We start from the raw sequence: 19,823 nt of genomic DNA on the forward strand, positions 1-19,823 counted from the left end.
GCGCCATGTCGCCATCATCATGGATGGCAATGGGCGCTGGGCCAAGCAGCGGTTTCTGCCGCGCGCCATGGGCCATCAGCGCGGCGGGGAGGCGGTGCGCCGCCTGATCCGCGGCGTGAAGGATATGGGGCTGGAGGCACTGACCCTCTATGCCTTTTCCTCGGAAAACTGGCGGCGCTCGGCGGAGGAAATCTCCGATCTGATGAGCCTGATGAAGCGTTTTATCCTCAACGATCTGGATGAGATCGCCGCCCATGGCGTGCGCATCCGCATCATCGGGGATTACAAGGCTTTCGCCCCCGATGTGGTGGCGCTGCTCGACAATGCGATCGAGAAGACCGCGAACAACCGGGTGATGACGCTGGCCGTGGCGCTGAACTATGGCAGCCAGCAGGAAATCGCCCGCGCTGCCACCGCAGCGGCTGCCAAGGGCGAGATCACGCCCGAGAGCATCGAGGCTGAACTCTACACCAGCGACCTGCCCCCGCTCGACCTGCTGATCCGCACCAGCGGTGAGGTGCGCCTGTCGAACTTCCTGCTGTGGCAGGCGGCTTATGCGGAAATGTGGTTCACCGATGTGCTGTGGCCCGATTTCACGCCTGAGCATCTGAAAGAGGCCATGGCCGCCTTCGGCCAGCGGGAGCGCCGTTTCGGTGGCCGCTGAGAAAGGTTTGACGGCCCGCGTGGGCGCCGATCTGAAGGTCCGCACCCTGTCGGCCATCGTGATGGTGGCGGTGGCGGGGCTGGCGCTGGTGCTGGGCGGGATCGTCTGGCAGCTTTTCGTGCTGGCCGTGGCGGTCGGCGTGCTGTGGGAATGGAACAAGCTGGTGCGCCGCATCGCCGCCAGCCGTTGGGCGCGCCTCGTCTGGCTGGTGGCTGGCGTGGTCTATGTCGGCACGGCGGCCGAGGTTCTGGCCGATATTCCCGTGATGTTCGGCGCGCTGGGGCCGCTGATCCCGGTGGTGCTGGTGATCGCGACCGATGTCGGCGCCTATTTCTCGGGCCGCACCTTTGGCGGGCCCAAGATTGCGCCCGCGATCAGCCCCTCCAAGACATGGTCTGGCCTGGCGGGCGCGGCGGTGCTGTCGGCGCTGGCCTCGCTGGGGTTGCTGCTGCTGGCGACCGGGCGTATTTTCTTCGATGAGGTGCAGGTTCTGGCTCAGTTCACCTTGGCTGGTGTTGCTGTGGCGGTGATCGCCCAGGCCGGTGACTTCTTCGAAAGCTGGATGAAGCGCCGGGCAGGCGTGAAGGACAGTGGATCGCTGATCCCCGGCCATGGCGGTATGTTCGACCGGGTGGACGGCTTGCTGGCGGTGCTGTTCGTGGCGGGCCTGCTGTCCGCGATTAGAAGGTTTATGTGAGTATGATGCGCAGTCTGTCCGTTCTGGGCGCCACGGGTTCGATCGGGGCCTCGACACTGGATCTGGTGCGGCGCCAGCCCGAGGCATGGCGCGTGGTGGCGCTGACCGCCAATGGCAATGCCAAAGCGCTTGCCGAACTGGCTCGTGAATTCAAGGCCGAAGTCGCCGTTGTTGCCGATGAGTCCCAGCTACCCGCCCTGCGCGAGGCGCTGGCCGGCAGCGGCATCGAGGCCACGGGCGGCGAGGCGGCTCTGGTCGAGGCCGCGAGCCGTCCCGCCGATATCGTGATGGCCGCCATCGTCGGCTGCGCGGGTCTGGCGCCCACCATGGCCGCCATCGAGCAGGGCCGCACCGTGGCGCTGGCCAACAAGGAAGCGCTGGTTTCCGCCGGTGAGGTGATGACCGCCGCTGTGACAAAGCACGGGACCACGCTGCTGCCTGTCGATTCCGAGCATAACGCCATTTTCCAGTGCCTGTCGGGCAACAGCCACAAGGATGTGCGCTGGATCACATTGACGGCCAGTGGAGGTCCGTTCCGCGACTGGGATATCGAGCAGTTGCGCCATGCGACGCCCGCTCAGGCGATCAAGCATCCCAACTGGTCGATGGGCGCCAAGATCAGCGTCGATTCGGCCACGATGATGAACAAGGGTCTGGAGTTTATCGAGGCCTATCACCTCTTCCCGGTGGGCTTGGACAAGCTGCGGATCATCGTTCACCCACAGTCGATCATTCACTCCATGGTGGAATACCGCGACGGCTCGACGCTGGCGCAGCTTGGGCCCAGCGATATGCGCGTGCCCATCGCGAGCTGCCTCGCATGGCCCGCGCGCATGGATACGCCGCTCTCGGATCAGCTCGATCTGGCGACCATTGGCCAGTTGACCTTCCGCGCGCCCGATGAGGAACGCTTCCCCGCCACCCGTCTGGCGCGTGAAGCCGCGCGGGCAGGGGGGGGCATCCCCGCCGTGCTCAATGCCGCCAATGAGGTGGCCGTGGCCGCTTTCCTCGACGGGCGCATCGGCTTCACCCGCATTGCCGCGATGGTCGAGGATGTGCTGGGGCGTTACGCTCCGCCGCCGCCCGCCACGCTGGAGGATGTTCACGCCGTGGACGCCCGCGCCCGTATCGAGGCGCAAGCGGTGATGGAGGTCGCGTAAGCCATGATCGCATCGATCTTCAACGGGGTGCTCGGCTATATCCTGATGCTCGGGCCGCTGGTGCTGCTGCATGAGCTGGGCCATTATCTGGTGGGCCGCTGGTGCGGTGTGCATGCCGATGCTTTCTCGATCGGCTTTGGCAGCGAGATTTTCGGCTGGACGGACAAGCGCGGCACGCGCTGGAAGGTCTCATGGCTGCCGCTGGGCGGCTATGTGAAGTTCGCGGGCGATATGAACGCCGCCTCCATGCCGATCGACGACATCCCGCTCAGCCTGGCCGAGCGCGAGCGTTGCTTCCAGTTCAAGCCCTTGTGGCAGCGTGCCGCCATCGTCGCGGCGGGGCCGGTGACCAATCTGCTGATCGCGCTGACGATCTTTGCCGCCTTCAACATCGCTTTCGGGCGCTATGTCGCCGATCCGGTGATCAAGGCCTTTCCGCAGCATTCGGCGGCTCAGGCCGCTGGCCTGCAGTTGGGGGACCGCATCGTCGCCATCGATGGCGCCAAGACTCCCTATTTCGATGATGTGGCGATGCATGTCGCGCCCTTCCCCGGCGAGACCGTGCAGGTGAGCGTGCAGCGCGGCGCGGCGCAGATCACCGTGCCGGTGAAGCTGGGCAGCATGGTTCAGAACGACGGCAAGGGCCATTCCAGCAATTACGGGCTGATGGGCATCCAGCGCGGCGATCTCTATCGCCTGCGTTACGGCCCCATCGACGGCGTGGGCCATGCTTTCGAGCAGTGCAGCCAGATCGTCGAGCTGACGGTGACCGGCCTGCGTCAGATCATTTTCGGCCAGCGCAGCGTGCGCGAGCTGGGTGGCCCGGTGAAGATCGCGGGCGTCGCGGGTGAGGCGCTGAGCATGGGCTGGCTGCCTTTCGTCTCGATGGCGGCTTTCATTTCAATTAATTTGGCATTCATCAATCTGCTGCCAATTCCGGGGCTGGATGGTGGGCATCTGGCCTTCTACCTGGTGGAAGCTGTTCGCCGCAGGGCGATGACGGCCCGCACGCAGGAATGGGCTTTCCGCACCGGGCTGGCTTTTCTGCTGGCGCTGATTGTGTTTGTGACTGTCAATGATGTGGTGCCGGCCAGATTTTTCGGATCGTGAGGCCTTTTCTGACAATGTTGGGGGAATAAGCAGGGCGTCTGCCCTGCAATATGCCAAGATGCCTTGATCGTGGATCAAGCATCGGGCAGAGGGCGGCTGGTGCCGAAAGGTCTGGCCGCGCTTTCGGGCGGGTGGACTGCGTGGAAGGCAAACAGGGGTAGTTCGGTTGGCGGCGTGCCGCCGACTTCGGGGAAATGGGAACTGCCGTGTCGAAGATGGGACGAAATATGGGTCAACGCGCTGGGATTTGCAGCACCTCGCATCTGGTGGTTGCCCTGCTGGGCAGCTCGATTCTCGCGGGGGTGCCGCAAATTGCCCTGGCCGCGCCTGCCCCCAAGGCAGCGCCAGCCAAGAAGGGCGCGCCTGTTCCTGCCGGCGCGGCCCAGCCCCTGGGTGAGGACAAGGCCCCTGCCGCCGCGCCTGCCGCAGGCACCGGTCAGGTCATCCAGTCGCTGACGGTCGAGGGCGTGCAGCGCCTCGAGCAGGACACGGTGCTGTCCTATGTGAAGCTGCGTGTCGGCCAGGTCTATTCGCAGGTCGCCGCTGACCAGGCGCTCAAGGATCTGAACGCCACCGAGCTGTTCTCCGACCTGCAGGTCCGCAACGAGAACGGTCATGTCATCATCACCGTTCAGGAAAACCCGGTCATCAACCGCATCGTTCTTGAGGGCAACAAGCACCTCAAGGAAGACAAGATCAACCCCGAGATCAAGCTGGCCCCGCGCCAGATCTTCACGCGTTCCAAGGTCCGCGCCGACGTCGCGCGCATCATCGAGCTTTACAAGCGCCAGGGCCGTTTCGGCGCCAGCGTCGAGCCCAAGATGGTCAAGCTCGACCAGAATCGCGTGGATATCGTCTTCGAGATCACCGAGGGGCCCAAGTCGAAGGTCCGCCAGATCAACGTGATCGGCAATCAGGCCTTCACCGACAAGGAAATCGCCGCGGTCATGATGACCAAGCAGGCGCGCCCGCTGCACATCTTCCGCAGTGGCACCTCCTACGATCCGGACAAGCTGGCCTATGACCAGCAGAAGCTGCGTCAGTTCTACCTGACCAACGGCTATGCCGACTTCCGCGTCGTCTCGGCCGTGGCCGAGCTGACGCCGGACAAGAAGGACTTCATCGTCACGTATGTGGTCGAGGAAGGCAAGCGCTACAAGTTCGGCGATGTGAAGGTGGAAAGCCAGCTTCGCGACTTCGACGGCGCCACGCTGGCCAAGGCCCTGCCCGAAAAGAAGGGCGCCTGGTACAACGCCAAGCAGGTCGAGGACACGATCGACCAGCTGAACGACACCGCCGGTGCCTTCGGCTACATCGCCGACGTGCGCCCGCAGTACAACCGCGACCCCAAGACGCTGACCATGGGCGTCACCTTCAACATGACCGAAGTGCCGCGCGTTTACGTGGAGCGCATCGACGTCAACGGCAACACGCTGACGCAGGACAAGGTGGTCCGCCGCGAGTTCCGTCTGGCCGAGGGCGACGCCTTCAACTCGCTGCAGGTCAAGCGTTCGACCAACCGCATCAAGGGCCTGGGCTATTTCCAGGAGAAGTTCGAGGTCAAGCAGACCACGGGCTCGGCCGCCGACCGCGTGATTCTGGAAGCCAATCTGGAAGAGAAGCCCACCGGCGAACTGCAGCTTTCGGCGGGTTATTCCAGCCTTGAAAGCTTCATTTTCTCGGCCGCGATCAAGCAGAACAACTTCCGTGGACGCGGCCAGACGGTCGGCCTGTCGGGCTCGATCTCGCGCTATTCCAAGAGCATCGTGCTGTCCTTCGCCGAACCCTATCTGATGGACAAGAGCGTGTCGCTGGGCGTCGATGTCTATCGCCGCGACTACAACAACTACAATTACTACAGCAGCAACTCGACCTCGCTGTATCAGAGCTCGACCACCGGTTTTCAGGCGCGCCTGGGCTTCCCGCTGACCGAATACACCTCGCTGGTGACGCGCTACACGCTGAACTACGACAAGGTCTCGCTCGACAAGACGCAGTTCTACTCGCAGGACGCCAGCGGCAACCTGACCTGTAACCCGCTGCTGGCAGGCCGCTATCTCTGCGAATCGCAGGGCAACCGCACCAGCTCGATCATCGGCGCCTCGCTGATCTACGAGAACCTCGACAACCGCGTTCACCCCACCAAGGGCAAGAGCGGATCGATCGGTGTCGATGTCTCGGGTCTGGGCGGTTCGGTGCGTTATGCCCGTCTGCGCGCCAACCTTGCGCGTTACTGGCCGGTGGGCAAGGGCTTCATCGGCTCGATCACCGCCGAGGGCGGCGCGATCCATGCGCTTGGCAGCAGCACGCGTGCCGCCAATGTGGATGCCATCCAGTTGACCGACCGTTTCTATCTGGGTTCGCCCCAGATTCGCGGTTTCGACATTCGCGGCGTTGGCCCGCGCATTACCCGCAAGTCGCAGACCGGCACCGATGCCAGCGGCAACCCGACCTATTCGGCCGACCGCAACGACTGGACCGAGGACGCGCTGGGCGGCAAGTATTACTATCTCGCCCGCGCCGAGCTGGAAATTCCGCTGGGTGCCGGTGCCAAGGAAATGGGCATCCGTCCCTCGATCTTCCTTGATGCGGGTGCTGTCTGGGGCCTGACCAAGCCGCAGACCCAGTATTTCACCACCAACACGCTGATCCCGACCCGCGATTCGAAGGGCAATGCGCTGTACACCCAGACCAATCTGGACGGTTCGGTCGTCACCACGACGAACTCGGTCAACCCGGCGACCAATGCGGCCAACACCGCGCTGGGCACCACGGTGGCCCCGTTCCAGGAGTTCTACTACGGCGACACGCCCAAGCCGCGTATCGCGATCGGCGTTGGCTTCAACTGGAACTCGCCCTTCGGGCCGTTCCGCATCGACATTGCCAAATCGCTTTTGCACGCCACTGGCGACGATACCAAAGTCTTCACTTTCAACGTGGGAACCCAGTTCTGATGAAAATGCTCGTGAAATCCTTCGTCGCCGTGGCCCTGCTGGCCGGTTCGGCTCATGTGGCCCTGGCTGCCCCCGCCAAGGCCGCTCCCGCGGCTGCTGCCGCTCCGGCCGCTGGTGCGGCCCGCGCCGGCGTGAATGGCATTGCCTTTGCCTATCTCGACGCCGTGATCGAGAATTCGGCTGCCAACCGCGCCGCCGATGCTCAGCGCCCCACCACCTACAAGGCGCAGATCGACCAGGCCGAAGCCCGCCGCAAGCAGCTCGTCGCCCAGATCCAGCCCATGGTCGACAAGTACAATAAGGATGCCGCGGCTCCCGGCGCGAACGCCGCCGCCATCCAGCAGCAGGGTGAAGCCATCCAGAAGCTGCAGGAAGCTGGCCAGCAGGAACTGCAGAAGATCCTGGAGCCGGTGAACCTGTCGCGCGCCTATGTGCGTGAGCAGATCCTGGAGAAGCTGGACGCCGCCATCCAGTCGGCGATGTCGAAGAACGGCGTGACGCTGCTGCTCGACCCCCGCGCCAAGCTGGCCTCCAGCAACGCCTATGACCTGAGCCGCGCGATTCTGGCCGAAGTCGATGCCACGATCCCCAACGCCCAGCTCGTGCCGCCCGCCGGCTGGCTGCCGCGCGAAGTGCGTGAGCAGCAGGCTCAGCAGCAGGCCGCCGCTGGTGGCGCCGCTGCTCCTGCCGCCGGCCGTCCCGACAATGGCGGTGGTCGCTAAGGCGCGGACAGGAAAAGCTTGATGAGCGAGACCAACGAGACCGTCGGCGCCCCGCTGGGCGTGAAGACTCCGACCGCTGTGGATTACGATATCCGCAAGATTCTAGCCGCCCTGCCGCATCGTTATCCGATGTTGCTGGTCGACCGGGTGGTCTCGCTCGAGCCTGACGAGTCGCTGCATGCCGTGAAGGCGGTCAGCTTCAACGAGGGCTTCTTTCAGGGCCATTTCCCTGGCCGTCCGATCATGCCGGGCGTGCTGATCGTCGAGGCGCTGGCGCAGGCCGCCGGTATCCTCGCGATCGAATCGCTCGGTCTGGCCGGTTCGGGCAAGCTGGTCTATTTCATGGCGATCGAAGATGCGAAGTTCCGCGCTCCTGTGGAGCCGGGCGTGCTGCTCGACCTGCATGTGGGCTTTATCCAGAAGCGGGCGCGGGTCTGCAAGTTCTGGGGCAAGGCCATGCTGGGCGACAAGCTGGCCACGGAAGTGAGCTTCACCGCCATGATCGCGGACCAGCCCGCTTAAACTGGTGGAGAGTTGAGGCGCAAGGATGCGGCAACGCTACCCTCGCGCCGGAAGACGGAATGGGAGCGCGAGGGTGTAACACCCTCGCATCTTCTCTTCTTCCTTCTCCCTAAACCTAAAGCTGGACAAAAGCGCCGCTCCTCGCTAGGGGCGGCGCTTCCAATTTCGGGCCGGTCGGAACCGGCACTTCAAACGAAAGATATTGCCATGAAGGCCAACACCCACCCCGATTACCACTTCATCACCGTCCAGATGACCGACGGCACCACTTTCCAGACCCGCTCGACCTGGGGCAAGGAAGGCGACGTGCTCGCTCTGGACATCGATCCCACCTCGCACCCGGCCTGGACCGGTGTGAGCCGCATGCTCGATTCCGGTGGTCGTGTGGCCCAGTTCAACAAGCGCTTCGGTGGCCTCAGCCTCAAGAAGGGCTGATCCTCGCGCTTGCAGGATTAAGGGAAAGGGCTCGGGAAACCGGGCCCTTTTTCTGTATGGGGTCTGGCGATCGGGTGGGCGGGGCGATTAATTTCCTCGCCCATGCATTTTTCGCTTTTCAAAGCGTCTGATCTCATGCAAAGGCGCGCCTCCCGGCAGGCAAGGCCTGACGGAAACATAGCCCGCTGCCGCTGAAGGCAGCCTGTGTGGCGACTGTAGCTCAGTTGGTTAGAGCGCCGGTTTGTGGTACCGGAGGTCGAGGGTTCGAACCCCTTCAGTCGCCCCATTTCTCTTATGAGAATTTCTGCACCCTTGCATGAAGCCGGTATAACCGGCGCTGATGGCGGTCGATGACCTTTATGGCCCTTGCCGATGGGGCCGCCCCCTGCCAAAGCATCAAGCCTGTTTTTCGCGGCAAAGGCCTGAGGGCTTCGCCGCCAGCTTTCGGTTCGCTTGTTCATGCATGGCTTTGCCAATCCTGCACGTTTTCTGCGCATCGCCACATGGGCGACGCCGCTCTGCCTGATCGCGGGCCTGCTGATCGCGGCTGCCGCGCTGGTCTGGGGCGTGGGCTTTGGCCCGGCTGACGTGCTTCAGGGCGATGTGGTGCGGATCATCTATCTGCATGTGCCCACGGCATGGCTGGGGATGATGGGCTGGTCCTCGATCGCCATCGCCAGCTTTGTCGAGATCGTCTGGCGCCATCCGCTGGCCGGCATCGCCGCGCGGGCCACCGCGCTGCCCGGCGCGGTGTTCACGGCGCTGTGCCTGCTCACCGGCTCGATCTGGGGGCGCCCGGCCTGGGGCACTTGGTGGGTGTGGGATGGGCGGCTGACCAGCATGCTGGTTCTCCTGTTCCTCTATTTCGGCTATATGGCGCTGGCAGGCGCCACCCAGAACAATGAGGAGCCGGGGCAAGGGCAGGGCAGGATGGCGGCCATTTTCGGCCTGATTGGTGCGGTGAACATTCCGATCATTCATTATTCGGTGCTGTGGTGGAACAGCCTGCATCAGCCGCCCAGCCTTTCGGTGAGCGGCGTGGTGACGGGCACGGGCCCGATGGCGACGTCTTTCGTGGTGCCGCTGCTGACCAGCACTGTGGGTTTCACGCTGATCTTCACCGGGGTGGTTCTGGCCCGCATGCGCATGATTCTGGCCGATTCGCAGGCCGAGGCCCGTCTGCGCCGCAAAGCCATGGCGGCTCAGGCGCGGACAGGCGCCATCGATCCGGCGGTGGGCTGGTGATGCGCGAGGCGCTTGATCCGTGGCAATTCGTCGCCGCCGCTTATGCGATAGGGGCGATCACGACTCTGGCGATGGTGGCCGGAAGCTGGCTTTCGATGCGCCGTGCCGAAAAACGACGCGATAAGGTGCGTGACAAAACATGACGGTAACGGGACTGCGGGCCAAGCATCAAAGGCTGGTGCTGCTGGGCGTGGCGCTGGCGGTGCTGCTGGTGGCCGGGCTGCTGGCGGCATGGGCGCTGCGCAATCAGGCCAGCTATTTCTATGTGCCGAGCGAGATCCTCGCCAAGCCGCCCGAGGCTGATCGCTCGGTGCGTCTGGGCGGCATGGTGGTGCGCGGCAGCATGAAGGACGCGCCCGACGGCGTGACGGTCAATTTCCTCGTCACCGACGGCAAGCAACAGGTGCCGGTGCGCTTTGCGGGCATCCGCCCCGCGCTCTTCGTCGAAGGATCGGGCGTGGTGGCCGAGGGGCACTGGACCCATGGCCTGTTCACCGCCGACAATCTGCTCGCCAAGCATGACGAAAAATACACCCCCCGCGAGATGCAGGGCATGACCACCGATCAGGCCCACAAGACCATCGCGGAAACCAAATGAACGCGGAAACCAAGTAAAATGATGACGGGAGACGCGCGTGCTCGCTGAACTGGGCCTTGCCATGCTGTGGCTGGCCGCCGCCCTTGCCGGGCTGCAACTGGTGGCGGGCAGCCTCGCCCTGACCAAGAACGGCGAGGGGATGGCCGGCATCGTGCGCCCTGTCGCGGTGGTGCAGGGTGTGCTGGCGGCGGCGGCTTTCCTCGCCCTGATCTGGCTCTTTGTGCAGACCGACACGTCGGTGAAGCTGGTGGCCGAGAACAGCCATTCGGCCAAGCCGCTGATCTACAAGATCGCGGGCACATGGGGGAACCATGAAGGCTCGATGCTGCTGTGGGTGACGGTGATGGGCCTTGCGGGCGGCTTTGTCGCCGCGGTCGAGCGCCGTTTGCCCGAGCGGACCATGCTGGCGACGCTGGCCGGGCAGGCCTTTGTCAGCCTTGGCTTCTATGCCTTTCTGCTGTTTGCCTCGAATCCGTTCCAGCGTCTGAACCCGGCGCCCATGGAGGGCAATGGCCTCAACCCGCTGCTGCAGGATCCGGGCCTCGCCTTCCATCCGCCCACGCTCTATCTCGGCTATGTCGGGCTTTCGATTGCCTTCAGCTTTGCCATTGGCGCGCTGGTGACGCGGGAGGTCGGCCCGGCCTTTGCTCGCGCGATGCGGCCATGGGTGCTGGGCGCGTGGATCTTTCTCACGCTGGGTATCACGGCGGGCAGCTATTGGGCCTATTACATGCTGGGCTGGGGTGGCTGGTGGTTCTGGGACCCGGTCGAGAACGCCAGCCTGATGCCCTGGCTGGCGGCGACCGCGCTGCTCCATTCGGCCAGCGTGCTGGCGGCGCGCAATGCGTTGCGGGCCTGGACGGTGATGCTGGGCGTGGTGGCCTTCTCGATGTCGATGATCGGCACCTTTCTGGTGCGTTCCGGCATTCTTACCAGCGTGCATGCCTTTGCGGTCGATCCGAAGCGCGGCGGCTTTATTCTGGCGCTGCTGGCGATCAACATCGGCGCGGCGCTGGTGCTGTTTGCCCTGCGCGCGGGCACCGTCACCGAGGGCGAGCGCTTCGAGGTGACCAGCCGCGAGGCGTCGCTGGTGTTCAACAACATCATGCTGACCTCGATTCTGGGCATCGTGCTGCTGGGCACGCTCTACCCGCTGGTGACCGAGGCGATGGGGGTGAAGGTCTCGGTCGGCCCGCCCTATTTCACGCCGATGAGCGCGGTCTTTGCCGTGCCGATGCTGGTGGTGCTGGCCATCGGGCCGCTGCTGCGCTGGCGCCATGACCGCTTCAAGCGGGTGAGCATGGTTCTGGCCGCGCCTCTGGCCGTCACCGTGATTGCCGCCATTGCTTTTGCCATCAGCGGCGTCACCAGCATCATGTCGCTGATTGCCCTGTCGCTGGCGCCCGGTCTGGCGGTGGCCAGCCTGCTGCCGCTCAGGGGGCGCAATCTGCGCCGCGCGCCGCTCTCGCTGTGGGGCATGGTGATCGCGCATCTGGGGCTGGCGGTATCGCTGTTCGGCATGGGGGCGGATGCCGCCTTCACCACCGAGCGCCTGATCGCCGCCCGTGTCGGTGAAAGCGTTGATGTCGGCCCGTGGAAGGTGAGGCTGGGCGCGATCCAGCCCGTGGCCGGGCCCAACTGGACCGCGCTGGAAGCCGATCTGGTCGCCAGCTATGATGGCGCCGCGCCCGATCATCTGACGCCCCAGTCGCGCACCTTCTGGGCGCCGCCGCAGACCACCTCGGTCTCGGCGCTGCATACGCGCTGGAACGGGCAGCTCTACACCGTGCTGGGCGAGGAGACGCATGACGCCTCCAGCAAGGCCATGCCCACCGGGCGCTGGCAGCTCCGCCTGTGGTGGAAGCCCTTTGTGCCGATGATCTGGCTGGGCGGTGTGCTGGTGGCCTTGGGTGGCTTGCTGGCGCTGCTGAGCCGGGTGAGGCAGGACCTGAAGCGCCGCACCGTCCGCGCGCGCGGCGATGTCCGCCGGGGCGATCGTGAGGAAAGGGAAGCGGCATGACACAGGACACACCTCGCGCATTCCGCCCACCAAGCTGGACCTTGTGGCTGCCGCTGGCGCTGTTCGTGCTGTTTGTGGGCGGCGTGGCGATCTCGCTGATGCTGCCCAAGAGCACCGACATCAACAGCCAGATGATCGGCAAGCCGCTGCCTGCCTTCTCGCTGCGCGCCGCCGCCGATGGGCGCCCCGGGCTCTCCACCAGCGATTTCGCGCAGGGCAAGCCGCGCCTGCTCAACATCTTTGCGAGCTGGTGCATTCCCTGCGGCGTCGAATCGCCGGTGCTGGCCGAATTGCAGCGGCAGGGCGCGCCCATCGACGGCATCGCCATCCGCGATCACACGGCTGATCTGAACGCCTTTCTGGCGAAAAACGGCAATCCCTATCAGCGGATCGGCGCCGATGACGTTTCAGCGGTGCAACTGGCCATCGGCTCCTCGGGCGTGCCCGAGACCTTCGTGATCGATGGCAAGGGCATCATCCGCTATCAGCATATCGGCGAGATTCGCCCCGAAGAGGTGCCGCTGATGCTGGCCAAGCTGAAGGAGGCCGAGTCGTGATCGCGCGCCTCCTGCTTCCTGCCGCCCTGCTGCTGGCGCCGATTGTCGCTCTGGCCGATGACACCATGCCGCCCGCGCCTTTCGCCTATCGTCAGCTCAGCGATCCGGCCAAGGAGGCCAAGGCCAAGGCCCTGATGGAAACCTTGCGCTGCCTGGTCTGCCAGAGCCAGTCGATTGCCGATTCGGATGCGCCCATCGCTGGCGACATGCGCAATCAGGTTCGCCTGCGCATCGACGCCGGGGAAGATCCCGAGGCGATTCGCACCTGGCTGATCCAGCGCTATGGCGATTACGTCAGCTATGCGCCGCGAGTCACCGCCGCGACATGGCCGTTGTTTGCCGTGCCATTGGGGCTGATCGTGGTGGCCGCGGTCGTGATGCGCCGCCGTTTCGTGAAGGGGAAGGCGGCATGACCTGGCTGTTGATCGCCGCTCTGGCGCTGGTGGTTCTGCTGGTGCTCACCTTCATTTTCCGCACGCCGCGCAAGGGCTGGGAGGCGATTGCCTCCGCGCTGGTGCTGGGGCTGGCGGGCTATGCGCTTCAGGGCCATCCGGGGCAGGCGGGGCAGCCGCATGACGAGGTGGCCAAATCGAACATCTTCGCCACCACGCTGGTCGATGAGCGGCAGAAGGTGGTGGGCGCTACCGTGCAGGTGTCGAGCTGGGAAATGGTTGCCGATGCGCTGATGCGCCATGGCGATTATGCGGACGCCGCCACCATGCTGAAGGGCGCGGTGGAGAAAGACCCCAAGAACAGCGCCGCCTGGCTGGCGATGGCCAGCGCGCTGGTGGGGCATGCCGACGGCTCGCTGTCGCCGGCGGCGCTCTATGCCTTCCGCAAGGCTTCGGCGGCCGATCCTGCCGCGCCGGGGCCGCCGCTGTTTCTGGGGCTGGCGCTGGCCGGCTCGGGGCAGTTCGACGATGCCCGCGCGCTGTGGGTCGATCTGCTGCAGAAAGCTCCGGCCGATGCGCCCTGGCGGCCCGATCTGGTCGCGCGGCTGCAGCGGCTGGACCAGATCATCGCCATGACCCGTGCCGCGCAGGGGATGCCAATGTCCCAATCACTGCCGCCAACATCGCGTAATCCCCCGATTTCCGCCAATTCTTCTGCCAACATGCAGGGAACCGCAACGGGCTTGCGTTGATTGTCCTTGTTGCGGGTCAAGGAGCGCGCTAATCGGCGGCGCTCCGCAACGGCGGAGAGTGTGTTATGGCCAGTAGGGGGTCGGGCCGCATGAATGTTTCGGCAAGCTCGGCGCAGTCGCCTGCCGTTCCCGCATCGCAGGATGCGGTCGAACCGGCGACAGCCCACGGGCATCACGGTCACCACGGCGCATTGCCCAAGCTGGCGCTTGGCGCCTTGGGCGTGGTCTTTGGTGATATCGGTACCAGTCCGCTATACGCGATTCAGGCGATCATGACCGGCGAGCATCCGCTGCCGATCGATCTGCTCAACATCTATGGCGTGATCAGCCTGATCTTCTGGACCATGGTGACGGTGGTGACGTTGAAATACGTCCTGCTGGTGCTTCGGATGGACAACAATGGCGAGGGCGGCTCGCTGGCCCTGCTGGCGCTGATCAACCGCAAGCTGCCGCAATTGCGCGGCACGCGCCTGCTGGTGGCGGGCGGTCTGCTGGCCACTGCGCTGTTCTATGCTGATTCGATGCTGACCCCGGCGATCTCGGTGCTGTCGGCGGTGGAAGGTCTGGGCGTGGTCAGCCATGCGTTCCATCCCTTCATCCTGCCGATCTCGCTGGCGATTCTGGTCGGCCTCTTCGTGATCCAGAGCCACGGGACCGAGCGGATGGGCCAGATGTTCGGGCCTGTGATGCTGATCTATTTCCTGTCGATCGCGGCGATGGGCGTGGCCAACATCCGCATGCACCCGCAGGTGCTGTGGGAGCCGCTGAACCCGCTCTACATCTTCTATTTCTTCAAGGCGCATCCCTTCCTGTCCTTCGTGTCGCTCTCCGCGGTGGTCTATTCGATCACCGGCGTCGAGGCGCTCTATGCCGATATGGGCCATTTCGGGCGCAAGGCGATCAGCTGGGCCTGGGTGATCGTGTTCCCCTCGCTGGTGCTCAATTACATGGGGCAGGCGGCGCTGCTGATCACCGATCCGGCCTCGGCCTCGAACCCCTTTTTCAACATGGTGCCCGACAGCCTGCAGCTGCCGCTGGTGGTGCTGGCGACGCTGGCTACCGTGATTGCCAGCCAGGCGGTGATTTCGGGCGCCTATTCGGTGACGCATCAGGCGATCCAGCTCGGCTATCTGCCGCGTGTGCAGATCAAGCACACCTCGCATTCGATGGCCGGGCAGATCTACATTCCGGCGATCAACTGGTTTCTGGCCTGCATGGTGGCCGCTCTGGTGCTGACCTTCGAGAGCAGCGCGGCGATGCTGCCCGCCTATGGTCTGGCCGTGGTGGGCACGATGAGCATCACCACCGGCATGGCCGTGGTCGTGGTCTTCCGCATGTGGAAGGTGCGCTGGTGGGTTGCAGCCCCTGCTTTTGCCGTGCTGTTCGCCATCGACTGGGCCTATCTGGCGGCGGGCGCGTCGAAATTCTTCGAGGGTGCCTGGTTCCCGGTCGTCGTCGGCATGGTCATCTTCCTGCTGCTGACCACCTGGTCGAAGGGCCGGATGCTGATGCGCCAGAACATGGCCGAGGATTCGCTGCCGATCGAGGTCTTCGCCCGCTCCGCCCATTCCAGCGCGACCCGCGTGCCGGGCACCGCCGTCTTCATGTCGACCGCGCGCAATGGCGTGCCCTCGGCGCTGCTTCACAACATCAAGCACAACAAGGTGCTCCACGAGCGTGTGGTGGTGCTGACCGTGCTGATCGAGGAAGTGCCCTATGTGCCCGAGATCAAGCGGGTGGCCGTCAGCGAGATCGGGCAGGGCTTCTACAAGATCATCCTGCGCTTCGGCTTCCTTGAGGAAACCAACGTGCCCGAGGCGCTGCGCCCCGTCAGCATGTGCGGCGAGCCCTTCGACATGATGAAGACCAGCTTCTTCCTCAGCCGTCAGACGCTGATCGCCTCGTCCAAGCCGGGCATGGCGATCTGGCGCGAGAAGCTGTTTGCCTGGATGCTGCGCAATGCGGCCAGCGCGATGGAGTTCTTCCGTCTGCCGGTGAACCGCGTGGTGGAACTGGGCAGTCAGGTCGAGATTTAAACGGGGTGAAGGCGTTCCTTGAAAGGCGGAACTCTTTGCCTTGCCCGCTCCTTACGTCTTTGGCATGACCAACAAAATCTTTGGAGCGGCGCGGCTTCGGCTGGCCTATCCCTGACCATCAAGCGTGAGGTCCGTTACCCACCGGGCCTCTTCCACCCACCCATCAACCACCCCCTGACAGCAGTGGAGTTTGCACATGGCTTTCGCTCTTCCCGAACTGCCCTACGGCAAGGATGCCTTTGGCGACGTTCTCTCGGCCGAGACCTTCGACTATCACTATGGCAAGCATCATCAGGCCTACATCACCCAGGCCAATGACCAGACCAAGGGCACCGACCTTGAGAATGCCAGCCTGCTGACGGTGATCGCCGCCGCCAAGGCCGCCGGCAACAAGAAGCTGTTCAACGCCAGCGCCCAGATCTGGAATCACAGCTTCTACTGGCTGGGCCTGAGCCCCGAAAAGAAGCAGCCCTCGGCTGCCCTGCTCGCCAGGATCGACGCCGATCTGGGCGGTCTGGACGCTTTCAAGGCCGCCATCAAGGCCGAGAGCGCCGGCCACTTCGCCAGCGGCTGGGGCTGGCTGGTGCTGGAAGGCGGCAAGCTGAAGGTGACCTCCTACCACGACGCCGACACCCCCGTCGCTTACGAGGGCGTTGCTCCGCTCTTCACGCTCGACGTCTGGGAGCACGCCTACTACATCGATTATCGCAATGCGCGCCCGAACTATCTCGACGCGCTGCTCGACCACATCGACTGGGATTTCGTCGAGGCCAACCTCGACGGTCAGGGCGCCTCGCGCGCCGATCAGGGCTGATTTTTCAGCTTTAGATCAATCTGATCATCAGAGCCGCCTCGGACCTTTCCGGTCCGGGGCGGTTTTGCGTTCAGGGCCCCGCTTTACGATCAAAGGCCCTGAAAACGCGGCTGTCGGCGCCTGGGTGTTTTGCGCGCCCGCCAAAAGGGTTTAGTCGGCACAGACGCTGTCACGGAGTTGTCATGAGCGTCGTTTCCGCTTCACTCTACCATCAGGGCAAGCCTCAGAAGATCGCCACACTCGATTGCCCGCCGGTGCTGACAGCGCCGGACGACTTCGTCTGGATCGGCCTGCTTGAACCCACCGAGGACGAACTGCGCCTGCTCCAGCAGCATTACGGTCTGCACCCGCTGGCGGTGGAGGATGCGCTCAAGGCCCATCAGATGCCCAAGGTCGATGTCTATGGCGACCAGCTTTTCACCGTGGCCCGCACCGCCCATCTCTCGGGTGACGAGATCTGCTATGGCGAGACCGCGATCTTCACCGGGCGCAACCATATCATCACCGTCCGCCACGGCTCGGCCCGCGCTCACACGAGTTTGCGTGCCCAGTTGGAGGCCGCGCCCTCGCTGCTGATGCATGGCACCGACTATGTGCTTCACGCCATTCTGGACTTTATCGTCGACGGCTTCTTCCCGGTGATCGAGGCCATCGAGGATGAGGTGGAGGCGATGGAGGCCCGCGCGCTCGACGCCTTCCTCAGCCGGGCGGAGATCACCCGCATTTTCACCTTGCGCCGCACGCTGATGCGCTTTCTGCGCATGCTGGGGCCGATGTCGGAGGTCGCCAGCAAGCTGGAGCATCAGGATCTGCCCTGCCTCGACCCCGAGGTGCGCCCCTATTTCCGCGATGTGCTGGACCATGTGCGCCGCGTCGAAACCCGCACCGAGGCGCTGCGCGACATTCTGGGATCGGTGCTGGAGGTGAGCAATCTGCTCGAATCGCAGCGGCAGGGGGTGATCACCCGCCAGCTTGCCTCATGGGCGGCGATTCTGGCGGTGCCCACGGCGATCGCGGGCATCTATGGCATGAATTTCGAGAACATGCCGGAGCTGAAAACCCATAACGGCTATTTCGTGGTGCTGAGCGCGATGGCCATGCTCTGCGGCGGGCTCTGGCTGCGCTTCAAACGCACCGGCTGGTTGTGAGGGGGCGGGGGAGGCCCGCCCCGTCATCCTTTAGTGCTTGATCTCGGTCGAGGCGCTATGGTCGCCGTTCGAACTGACCGAACGGGTTTCGATGCGCTTGTGCGTGATGGTCTTGTGGCCCACCTTCACGCCCAGGATCTTCTTGGGACGATGGGTCTTCACCTTGCGGACATGCTCGACCTTGGTGGTGCGGGTGGCCACGCCGTCATGCATGCTGGTGTCGTGGCTGACCTTGGTTTCATTGCTGACCTGCGCCGAGGCGGGCACGGCGGCCAGCGAAAGGCCCATAGTGACCCCAAGCGCGACCCCACACCCTAGGGCCGTGGCGGCGAGACTGCGATGAACTGTCATAACCTCATCCTTTCAACGCTGAGTTGACGCTGGTCCCACGCGACACGCGGGCACGCTGACCTAAGCCCCGGCCAGGGCGATAGGTCCATCAAACGCGGTGAAGCGAGATGGGACGGGGGCGGCACGGCCATCCATCTCACACCGGCCCCGGCTGGGGCGGGAACATGGAACCTTCGCTCCGGCGCCCTGTTCCATTCCATCTCAGGATGACGGGGCGGTCGAGGCCGGCCCTGCCGTGCCCGCCGCGCCCGTCATCGCAGGATGGATTCTGGAGCGCCTATGCCTTTCTCCCTCTGGCAACCCACCGCCGCCGCCGCCGCCTCTCCGGGTGCCAGACCGGCGATTGATCTTCGCCAGCAATTTGCCGCCATGTCCGATCAGGCGCTGGACTGGGGGCAGGCGCACTGGCTCCAGATCGTGATTGCCGCAGGCATGGCGGTGGCGGTCTATCTGCTGCTCAACCTGCTGCGCGGCTGGGGTGTGGTGCTGTGCCGGCGGGGCCATGGCTCGGCCAACTGGTTTGGCATCCTCGGGCAGGCGATCAGCAAGACCGGGCAGTTCTTTATCCTGACCACGGCGGCCCGGCTGGTGGTGGGCTATGCCACGCCGCCGCCTTTCCTCAACGCGCTGGTGCTGGGCCTGTTTACCATCGCGGCAGTGTTTCAGGGCGCGGTATGGCTGCGCGAGATCGTCTTCGGCATCATCGAACATCGCACCCAGAGCCGCGCTCCGGGCGATCCCGCCGACGGGCAGGCGCTGGTCAGCGCGCTCAGCGTGATCCGGCTGCTGATTTCCATTGTGCTGTTTGCCGTCGCTTCGGTGGTGGTGCTGGGCAATCTGGGGATCAATGTGACGGGTCTGGTGGCGGGTCTGGGCGTGGGCGGTATCGCCATCGGTCTGGCCGCGCAGGGCATCTTTGCCGATCTGTTCGCCGCGCTGGCGATCCTGATCGACCGGCCTTTCGGCATCGGTGATTCGATCTCCTATGACAAGGGTTCGGGCTCGGGCACGGTCGAGTCGATCGGACTTAAATCCACCCGCATCCGCGCGGGCAGCGGCGAGCAGCGGGTGATCGCCAACAAGAATTTGCTCAACTTCGAGATCCTGAACACCACGCGGCGCACGCTCAACACCTTCAAGTTCGAGTTCGTGCTCGATCACGCGACCTCGCCCGACCTCATCCCCCAACTGCCCGCCATTTTCCGCGAGGCGGTGGAAAGCGAAGGCTTTGTGCTGAAGCATGGCGGCCTCAATGGCTTTTCGGCCACGGGGCTGAGCTATGATGTGGAATTCGCCTCGACCGAGCGCGATTTCCCCGCCGACGCGCGCGACAAGGTGGCCGCCGCCGTGCTGCGCCGCCTGCGCGAGCATGAGATCAGCTTTGCCTACCCCACCCAGATCAATCTGGTGGTGGACAAGAGCAAGCCCGAGGCGCGTATCCCGCTGCGTCAGCATGTGCTGGCGGATTGAGGGGAGTTAAGGGGAAAAGAGAAAATGCGAGGGGGTTACCCCCTCGCGCTCCCATGACGTCTCCCGACGAGAGACCGGTTACGCCGAAATGGTGCGCCTCGGCTCTCCACCTGTGTCACGTCAGGCGCCGCAGGCTTTCAACCCGATGGCGCCGCGCATGGAGTATATGCCTGCGG

20 protein-coding genes and 1 tRNA gene are annotated in these 19,823 nt (G+C 64.4%); 20 read left to right on the forward strand and 1 reads right to left on the reverse strand.

Annotation, left to right across the window (positions count from 1 at the left end; genetic code table 11):
- The first annotated feature begins 19 nt into the window (after positions 1 to 19).
- The 19 genes from uppS to ABDW49_RS06200 all read left to right on the forward strand — a co-directional run bounded on the left by uppS (position 20) and on the right by ABDW49_RS06200 (position 17,826).
- On the forward strand, positions 20 to 664 hold the full coding sequence (gene uppS / locus ABDW49_RS06110) for a polyprenyl diphosphate synthase (RefSeq protein WP_343614173.1): 645 nt from the start codon (positions 20 to 22) through the stop codon (positions 662 to 664).
- Positions 654 to 1,361: a phosphatidate cytidylyltransferase gene (locus ABDW49_RS06115; RefSeq protein ID WP_343610472.1), complete on the forward strand. Its 708-nt coding sequence runs from the start codon at positions 654 to 656 to the stop codon at positions 1,359 to 1,361. Before uppS ends, ABDW49_RS06115 begins: the two co-directional genes overlap by 11 nt.
- A gap of 5 nt (positions 1,362 to 1,366) precedes the next feature.
- Positions 1,367 to 2,521, forward strand: a complete 1,155-nt coding sequence (locus tag ABDW49_RS06120) for a 1-deoxy-D-xylulose-5-phosphate reductoisomerase (protein WP_343614174.1) — start codon at positions 1,367 to 1,369, stop codon at positions 2,519 to 2,521.
- A gap of 3 nt (positions 2,522 to 2,524) precedes the next feature.
- Entirely contained in the window at positions 2,525 to 3,631 is a 1,107-nt protein-coding gene (gene rseP / locus ABDW49_RS06125) for an RIP metalloprotease RseP (RefSeq protein ID WP_343610473.1), read from the forward strand.
- A gap of 227 nt (positions 3,632 to 3,858) precedes the next feature.
- Positions 3,859 to 6,585, forward strand: a complete 2,727-nt coding sequence (gene bamA, locus ABDW49_RS06130; protein ID WP_343610475.1) for an outer membrane protein assembly factor BamA — start codon at positions 3,859 to 3,861, stop codon at positions 6,583 to 6,585.
- A complete protein-coding gene (locus ABDW49_RS06135) occupies positions 6,585 to 7,307 on the forward strand; it encodes an OmpH family outer membrane protein (protein WP_343610477.1) in 723 nt (240 codons plus the stop codon). Before bamA ends, ABDW49_RS06135 begins: the two co-directional genes overlap by 1 nt.
- A 21-nt stretch (positions 7,308 to 7,328) precedes the next feature.
- Positions 7,329 to 7,829, forward strand: a complete 501-nt coding sequence (gene fabZ / locus ABDW49_RS06140; protein ID WP_343610479.1) for a 3-hydroxyacyl-ACP dehydratase FabZ — start codon at positions 7,329 to 7,331, stop codon at positions 7,827 to 7,829.
- 207 nt (positions 7,830 to 8,036) lie between these two features.
- A complete protein-coding gene (rpmE, locus tag ABDW49_RS06145) occupies positions 8,037 to 8,264 on the forward strand; it encodes a 50S ribosomal protein L31 (protein ID WP_343610480.1) in 228 nt (75 codons plus the stop codon).
- A gap of 209 nt (positions 8,265 to 8,473) precedes the next feature.
- A tRNA-His gene (locus tag ABDW49_RS06150) sits at positions 8,474 to 8,550 on the forward strand.
- Between the two features lie 173 nt (positions 8,551 to 8,723).
- Positions 8,724 to 9,509 carry a heme ABC transporter permease CcmC gene (ccmC, locus tag ABDW49_RS06155; protein ID WP_343610481.1) on the forward strand — a complete coding sequence of 262 codons (786 nt, stop codon included), beginning with the start codon at positions 8,724 to 8,726 and terminating at the stop codon, positions 9,507 to 9,509.
- Complete coding sequence (locus ABDW49_RS06160) at positions 9,509 to 9,652, forward strand: hypothetical protein (RefSeq protein ID WP_343610483.1); 144 nt, start codon at positions 9,509 to 9,511, stop codon at positions 9,650 to 9,652. The genes ccmC and ABDW49_RS06160 overlap by 1 nt, the downstream gene beginning before the upstream one ends.
- Positions 9,649 to 10,107, forward strand: a complete 459-nt coding sequence (gene ccmE / locus ABDW49_RS06165) for a cytochrome c maturation protein CcmE (protein ID WP_343610485.1) — start codon at positions 9,649 to 9,651, stop codon at positions 10,105 to 10,107. Before ABDW49_RS06160 ends, ccmE begins: the two co-directional genes overlap by 4 nt.
- A gap of 37 nt (positions 10,108 to 10,144) precedes the next feature.
- Positions 10,145 to 12,127 carry a heme lyase CcmF/NrfE family subunit gene (locus ABDW49_RS06170; RefSeq protein WP_343610487.1) on the forward strand — a complete coding sequence of 661 codons (1,983 nt, stop codon included), beginning with the start codon at positions 10,145 to 10,147 and terminating at the stop codon, positions 12,125 to 12,127.
- Positions 12,124 to 12,684, forward strand: a complete 561-nt coding sequence (locus ABDW49_RS06175) for a DsbE family thiol:disulfide interchange protein (RefSeq protein WP_343610489.1) — start codon at positions 12,124 to 12,126, stop codon at positions 12,682 to 12,684. The genes ABDW49_RS06170 and ABDW49_RS06175 overlap by 4 nt, the downstream gene beginning before the upstream one ends.
- Positions 12,685 to 12,749: 65 nt before the next feature.
- Positions 12,750 to 13,097 (forward strand): cytochrome c-type biogenesis protein, encoded by a 348-nt coding sequence (locus tag ABDW49_RS06180; RefSeq protein WP_343614176.1) that lies wholly within the window; start codon positions 12,750 to 12,752, stop codon positions 13,095 to 13,097.
- The gene (locus tag ABDW49_RS06185; RefSeq protein WP_343610491.1) at positions 13,094 to 13,828 is read left to right on the forward strand and encodes a tetratricopeptide repeat protein; all 735 of its coding nucleotides are present in this window, start codon (positions 13,094 to 13,096) and stop codon (positions 13,826 to 13,828) included. The genes ABDW49_RS06180 and ABDW49_RS06185 overlap by 4 nt, the downstream gene beginning before the upstream one ends.
- A gap of 89 nt (positions 13,829 to 13,917) precedes the next feature.
- Positions 13,918 to 15,864 (forward strand): potassium transporter Kup, encoded by a 1,947-nt coding sequence (locus ABDW49_RS06190; protein WP_343610492.1) that lies wholly within the window; start codon positions 13,918 to 13,920, stop codon positions 15,862 to 15,864.
- A 196-nt stretch (positions 15,865 to 16,060) separates the two neighbouring features.
- Entirely contained in the window at positions 16,061 to 16,678 is a 618-nt protein-coding gene (locus ABDW49_RS06195; protein ID WP_343610493.1) for a superoxide dismutase, read from the forward strand.
- Between the two features lie 182 nt (positions 16,679 to 16,860).
- Positions 16,861 to 17,826, forward strand: a complete 966-nt coding sequence (locus ABDW49_RS06200; RefSeq protein ID WP_343610494.1) for a magnesium and cobalt transport protein CorA — start codon at positions 16,861 to 16,863, stop codon at positions 17,824 to 17,826.
- A gap of 30 nt (positions 17,827 to 17,856) precedes the next feature.
- Here ABDW49_RS06200 and ABDW49_RS06205 read toward each other — a convergent pair whose 3' ends face one another.
- Positions 17,857 to 18,177 carry a hypothetical protein gene (locus tag ABDW49_RS06205; RefSeq protein WP_343610496.1) on the reverse strand — a complete coding sequence of 107 codons (321 nt, stop codon included), beginning with the start codon at positions 18,175 to 18,177 and terminating at the stop codon, positions 17,857 to 17,859.
- A gap of 279 nt (positions 18,178 to 18,456) precedes the next feature.
- Here ABDW49_RS06205 and ABDW49_RS06210 point away from each other — a divergent pair, with 279 nt between their 5' ends.
- Entirely contained in the window at positions 18,457 to 19,647 is a 1,191-nt protein-coding gene (locus ABDW49_RS06210; RefSeq protein ID WP_343610498.1) for a mechanosensitive ion channel domain-containing protein, read from the forward strand.
- The last annotated feature ends 176 nt before the right edge of the window (positions 19,648 to 19,823 follow it).

This window comes from Novosphingobium sp. (genome assembly GCF_039595395.1).
In the GTDB taxonomy this organism is placed as follows: domain Bacteria; phylum Pseudomonadota; class Alphaproteobacteria; order Sphingomonadales; family Sphingomonadaceae; genus Novosphingobium.

Bases quoted from the DNA above. Each gene is read 5' to 3' on its own strand.
- uppS (WP_343614173.1), top strand. From the start codon at position 20: ATGGATGGCAATGGGCGCTGGGCCAAGCAGCGGTTTCTGCCGCGCGCC.
- ABDW49_RS06120 (WP_343614174.1), top strand. From the start codon at position 1,367: ATGCGCAGTCTGTCCGTTCTGGGCGCCACGGGTTCGATCGGGGCCTCG.
- rseP (WP_343610473.1), top strand. From the start codon at position 2,525: ATGATCGCATCGATCTTCAACGGGGTGCTCGGCTATATCCTGATGCTC.
- bamA (WP_343610475.1), top strand. From the start codon at position 3,859: ATGGGTCAACGCGCTGGGATTTGCAGCACCTCGCATCTGGTGGTTGCC.
- ABDW49_RS06135 (WP_343610477.1), top strand. From the start codon at position 6,585: ATGAAAATGCTCGTGAAATCCTTCGTCGCCGTGGCCCTGCTGGCCGGT.
- fabZ (WP_343610479.1), top strand. From the start codon at position 7,329: ATGAGCGAGACCAACGAGACCGTCGGCGCCCCGCTGGGCGTGAAGACT.
- rpmE (WP_343610480.1), top strand. From the start codon at position 8,037: ATGAAGGCCAACACCCACCCCGATTACCACTTCATCACCGTCCAGATG.
- ccmC (WP_343610481.1), top strand. From the start codon at position 8,724: ATGCATGGCTTTGCCAATCCTGCACGTTTTCTGCGCATCGCCACATGG.
- ABDW49_RS06160 (WP_343610483.1), top strand. From the start codon at position 9,509: ATGCGCGAGGCGCTTGATCCGTGGCAATTCGTCGCCGCCGCTTATGCG.
- ccmE (WP_343610485.1), top strand. From the start codon at position 9,649: ATGACGGTAACGGGACTGCGGGCCAAGCATCAAAGGCTGGTGCTGCTG.
- ABDW49_RS06175 (WP_343610489.1), top strand. From the start codon at position 12,124: ATGACACAGGACACACCTCGCGCATTCCGCCCACCAAGCTGGACCTTG.
- ABDW49_RS06180 (WP_343614176.1), top strand. From the start codon at position 12,750: ATGCCGCCCGCGCCTTTCGCCTATCGTCAGCTCAGCGATCCGGCCAAG.
- ABDW49_RS06185 (WP_343610491.1), top strand. From the start codon at position 13,094: ATGACCTGGCTGTTGATCGCCGCTCTGGCGCTGGTGGTTCTGCTGGTG.
- ABDW49_RS06190 (WP_343610492.1), top strand. From the start codon at position 13,918: ATGAATGTTTCGGCAAGCTCGGCGCAGTCGCCTGCCGTTCCCGCATCG.
- ABDW49_RS06195 (WP_343610493.1), top strand. From the start codon at position 16,061: ATGGCTTTCGCTCTTCCCGAACTGCCCTACGGCAAGGATGCCTTTGGC.
- ABDW49_RS06200 (WP_343610494.1), top strand. From the start codon at position 16,861: ATGAGCGTCGTTTCCGCTTCACTCTACCATCAGGGCAAGCCTCAGAAG.
- ABDW49_RS06205 (WP_343610496.1), bottom strand. From the start codon at position 18,177: ATGACAGTTCATCGCAGTCTCGCCGCCACGGCCCTAGGGTGTGGGGTC.
- ABDW49_RS06210 (WP_343610498.1), top strand. From the start codon at position 18,457: ATGCCTTTCTCCCTCTGGCAACCCACCGCCGCCGCCGCCGCCTCTCCG.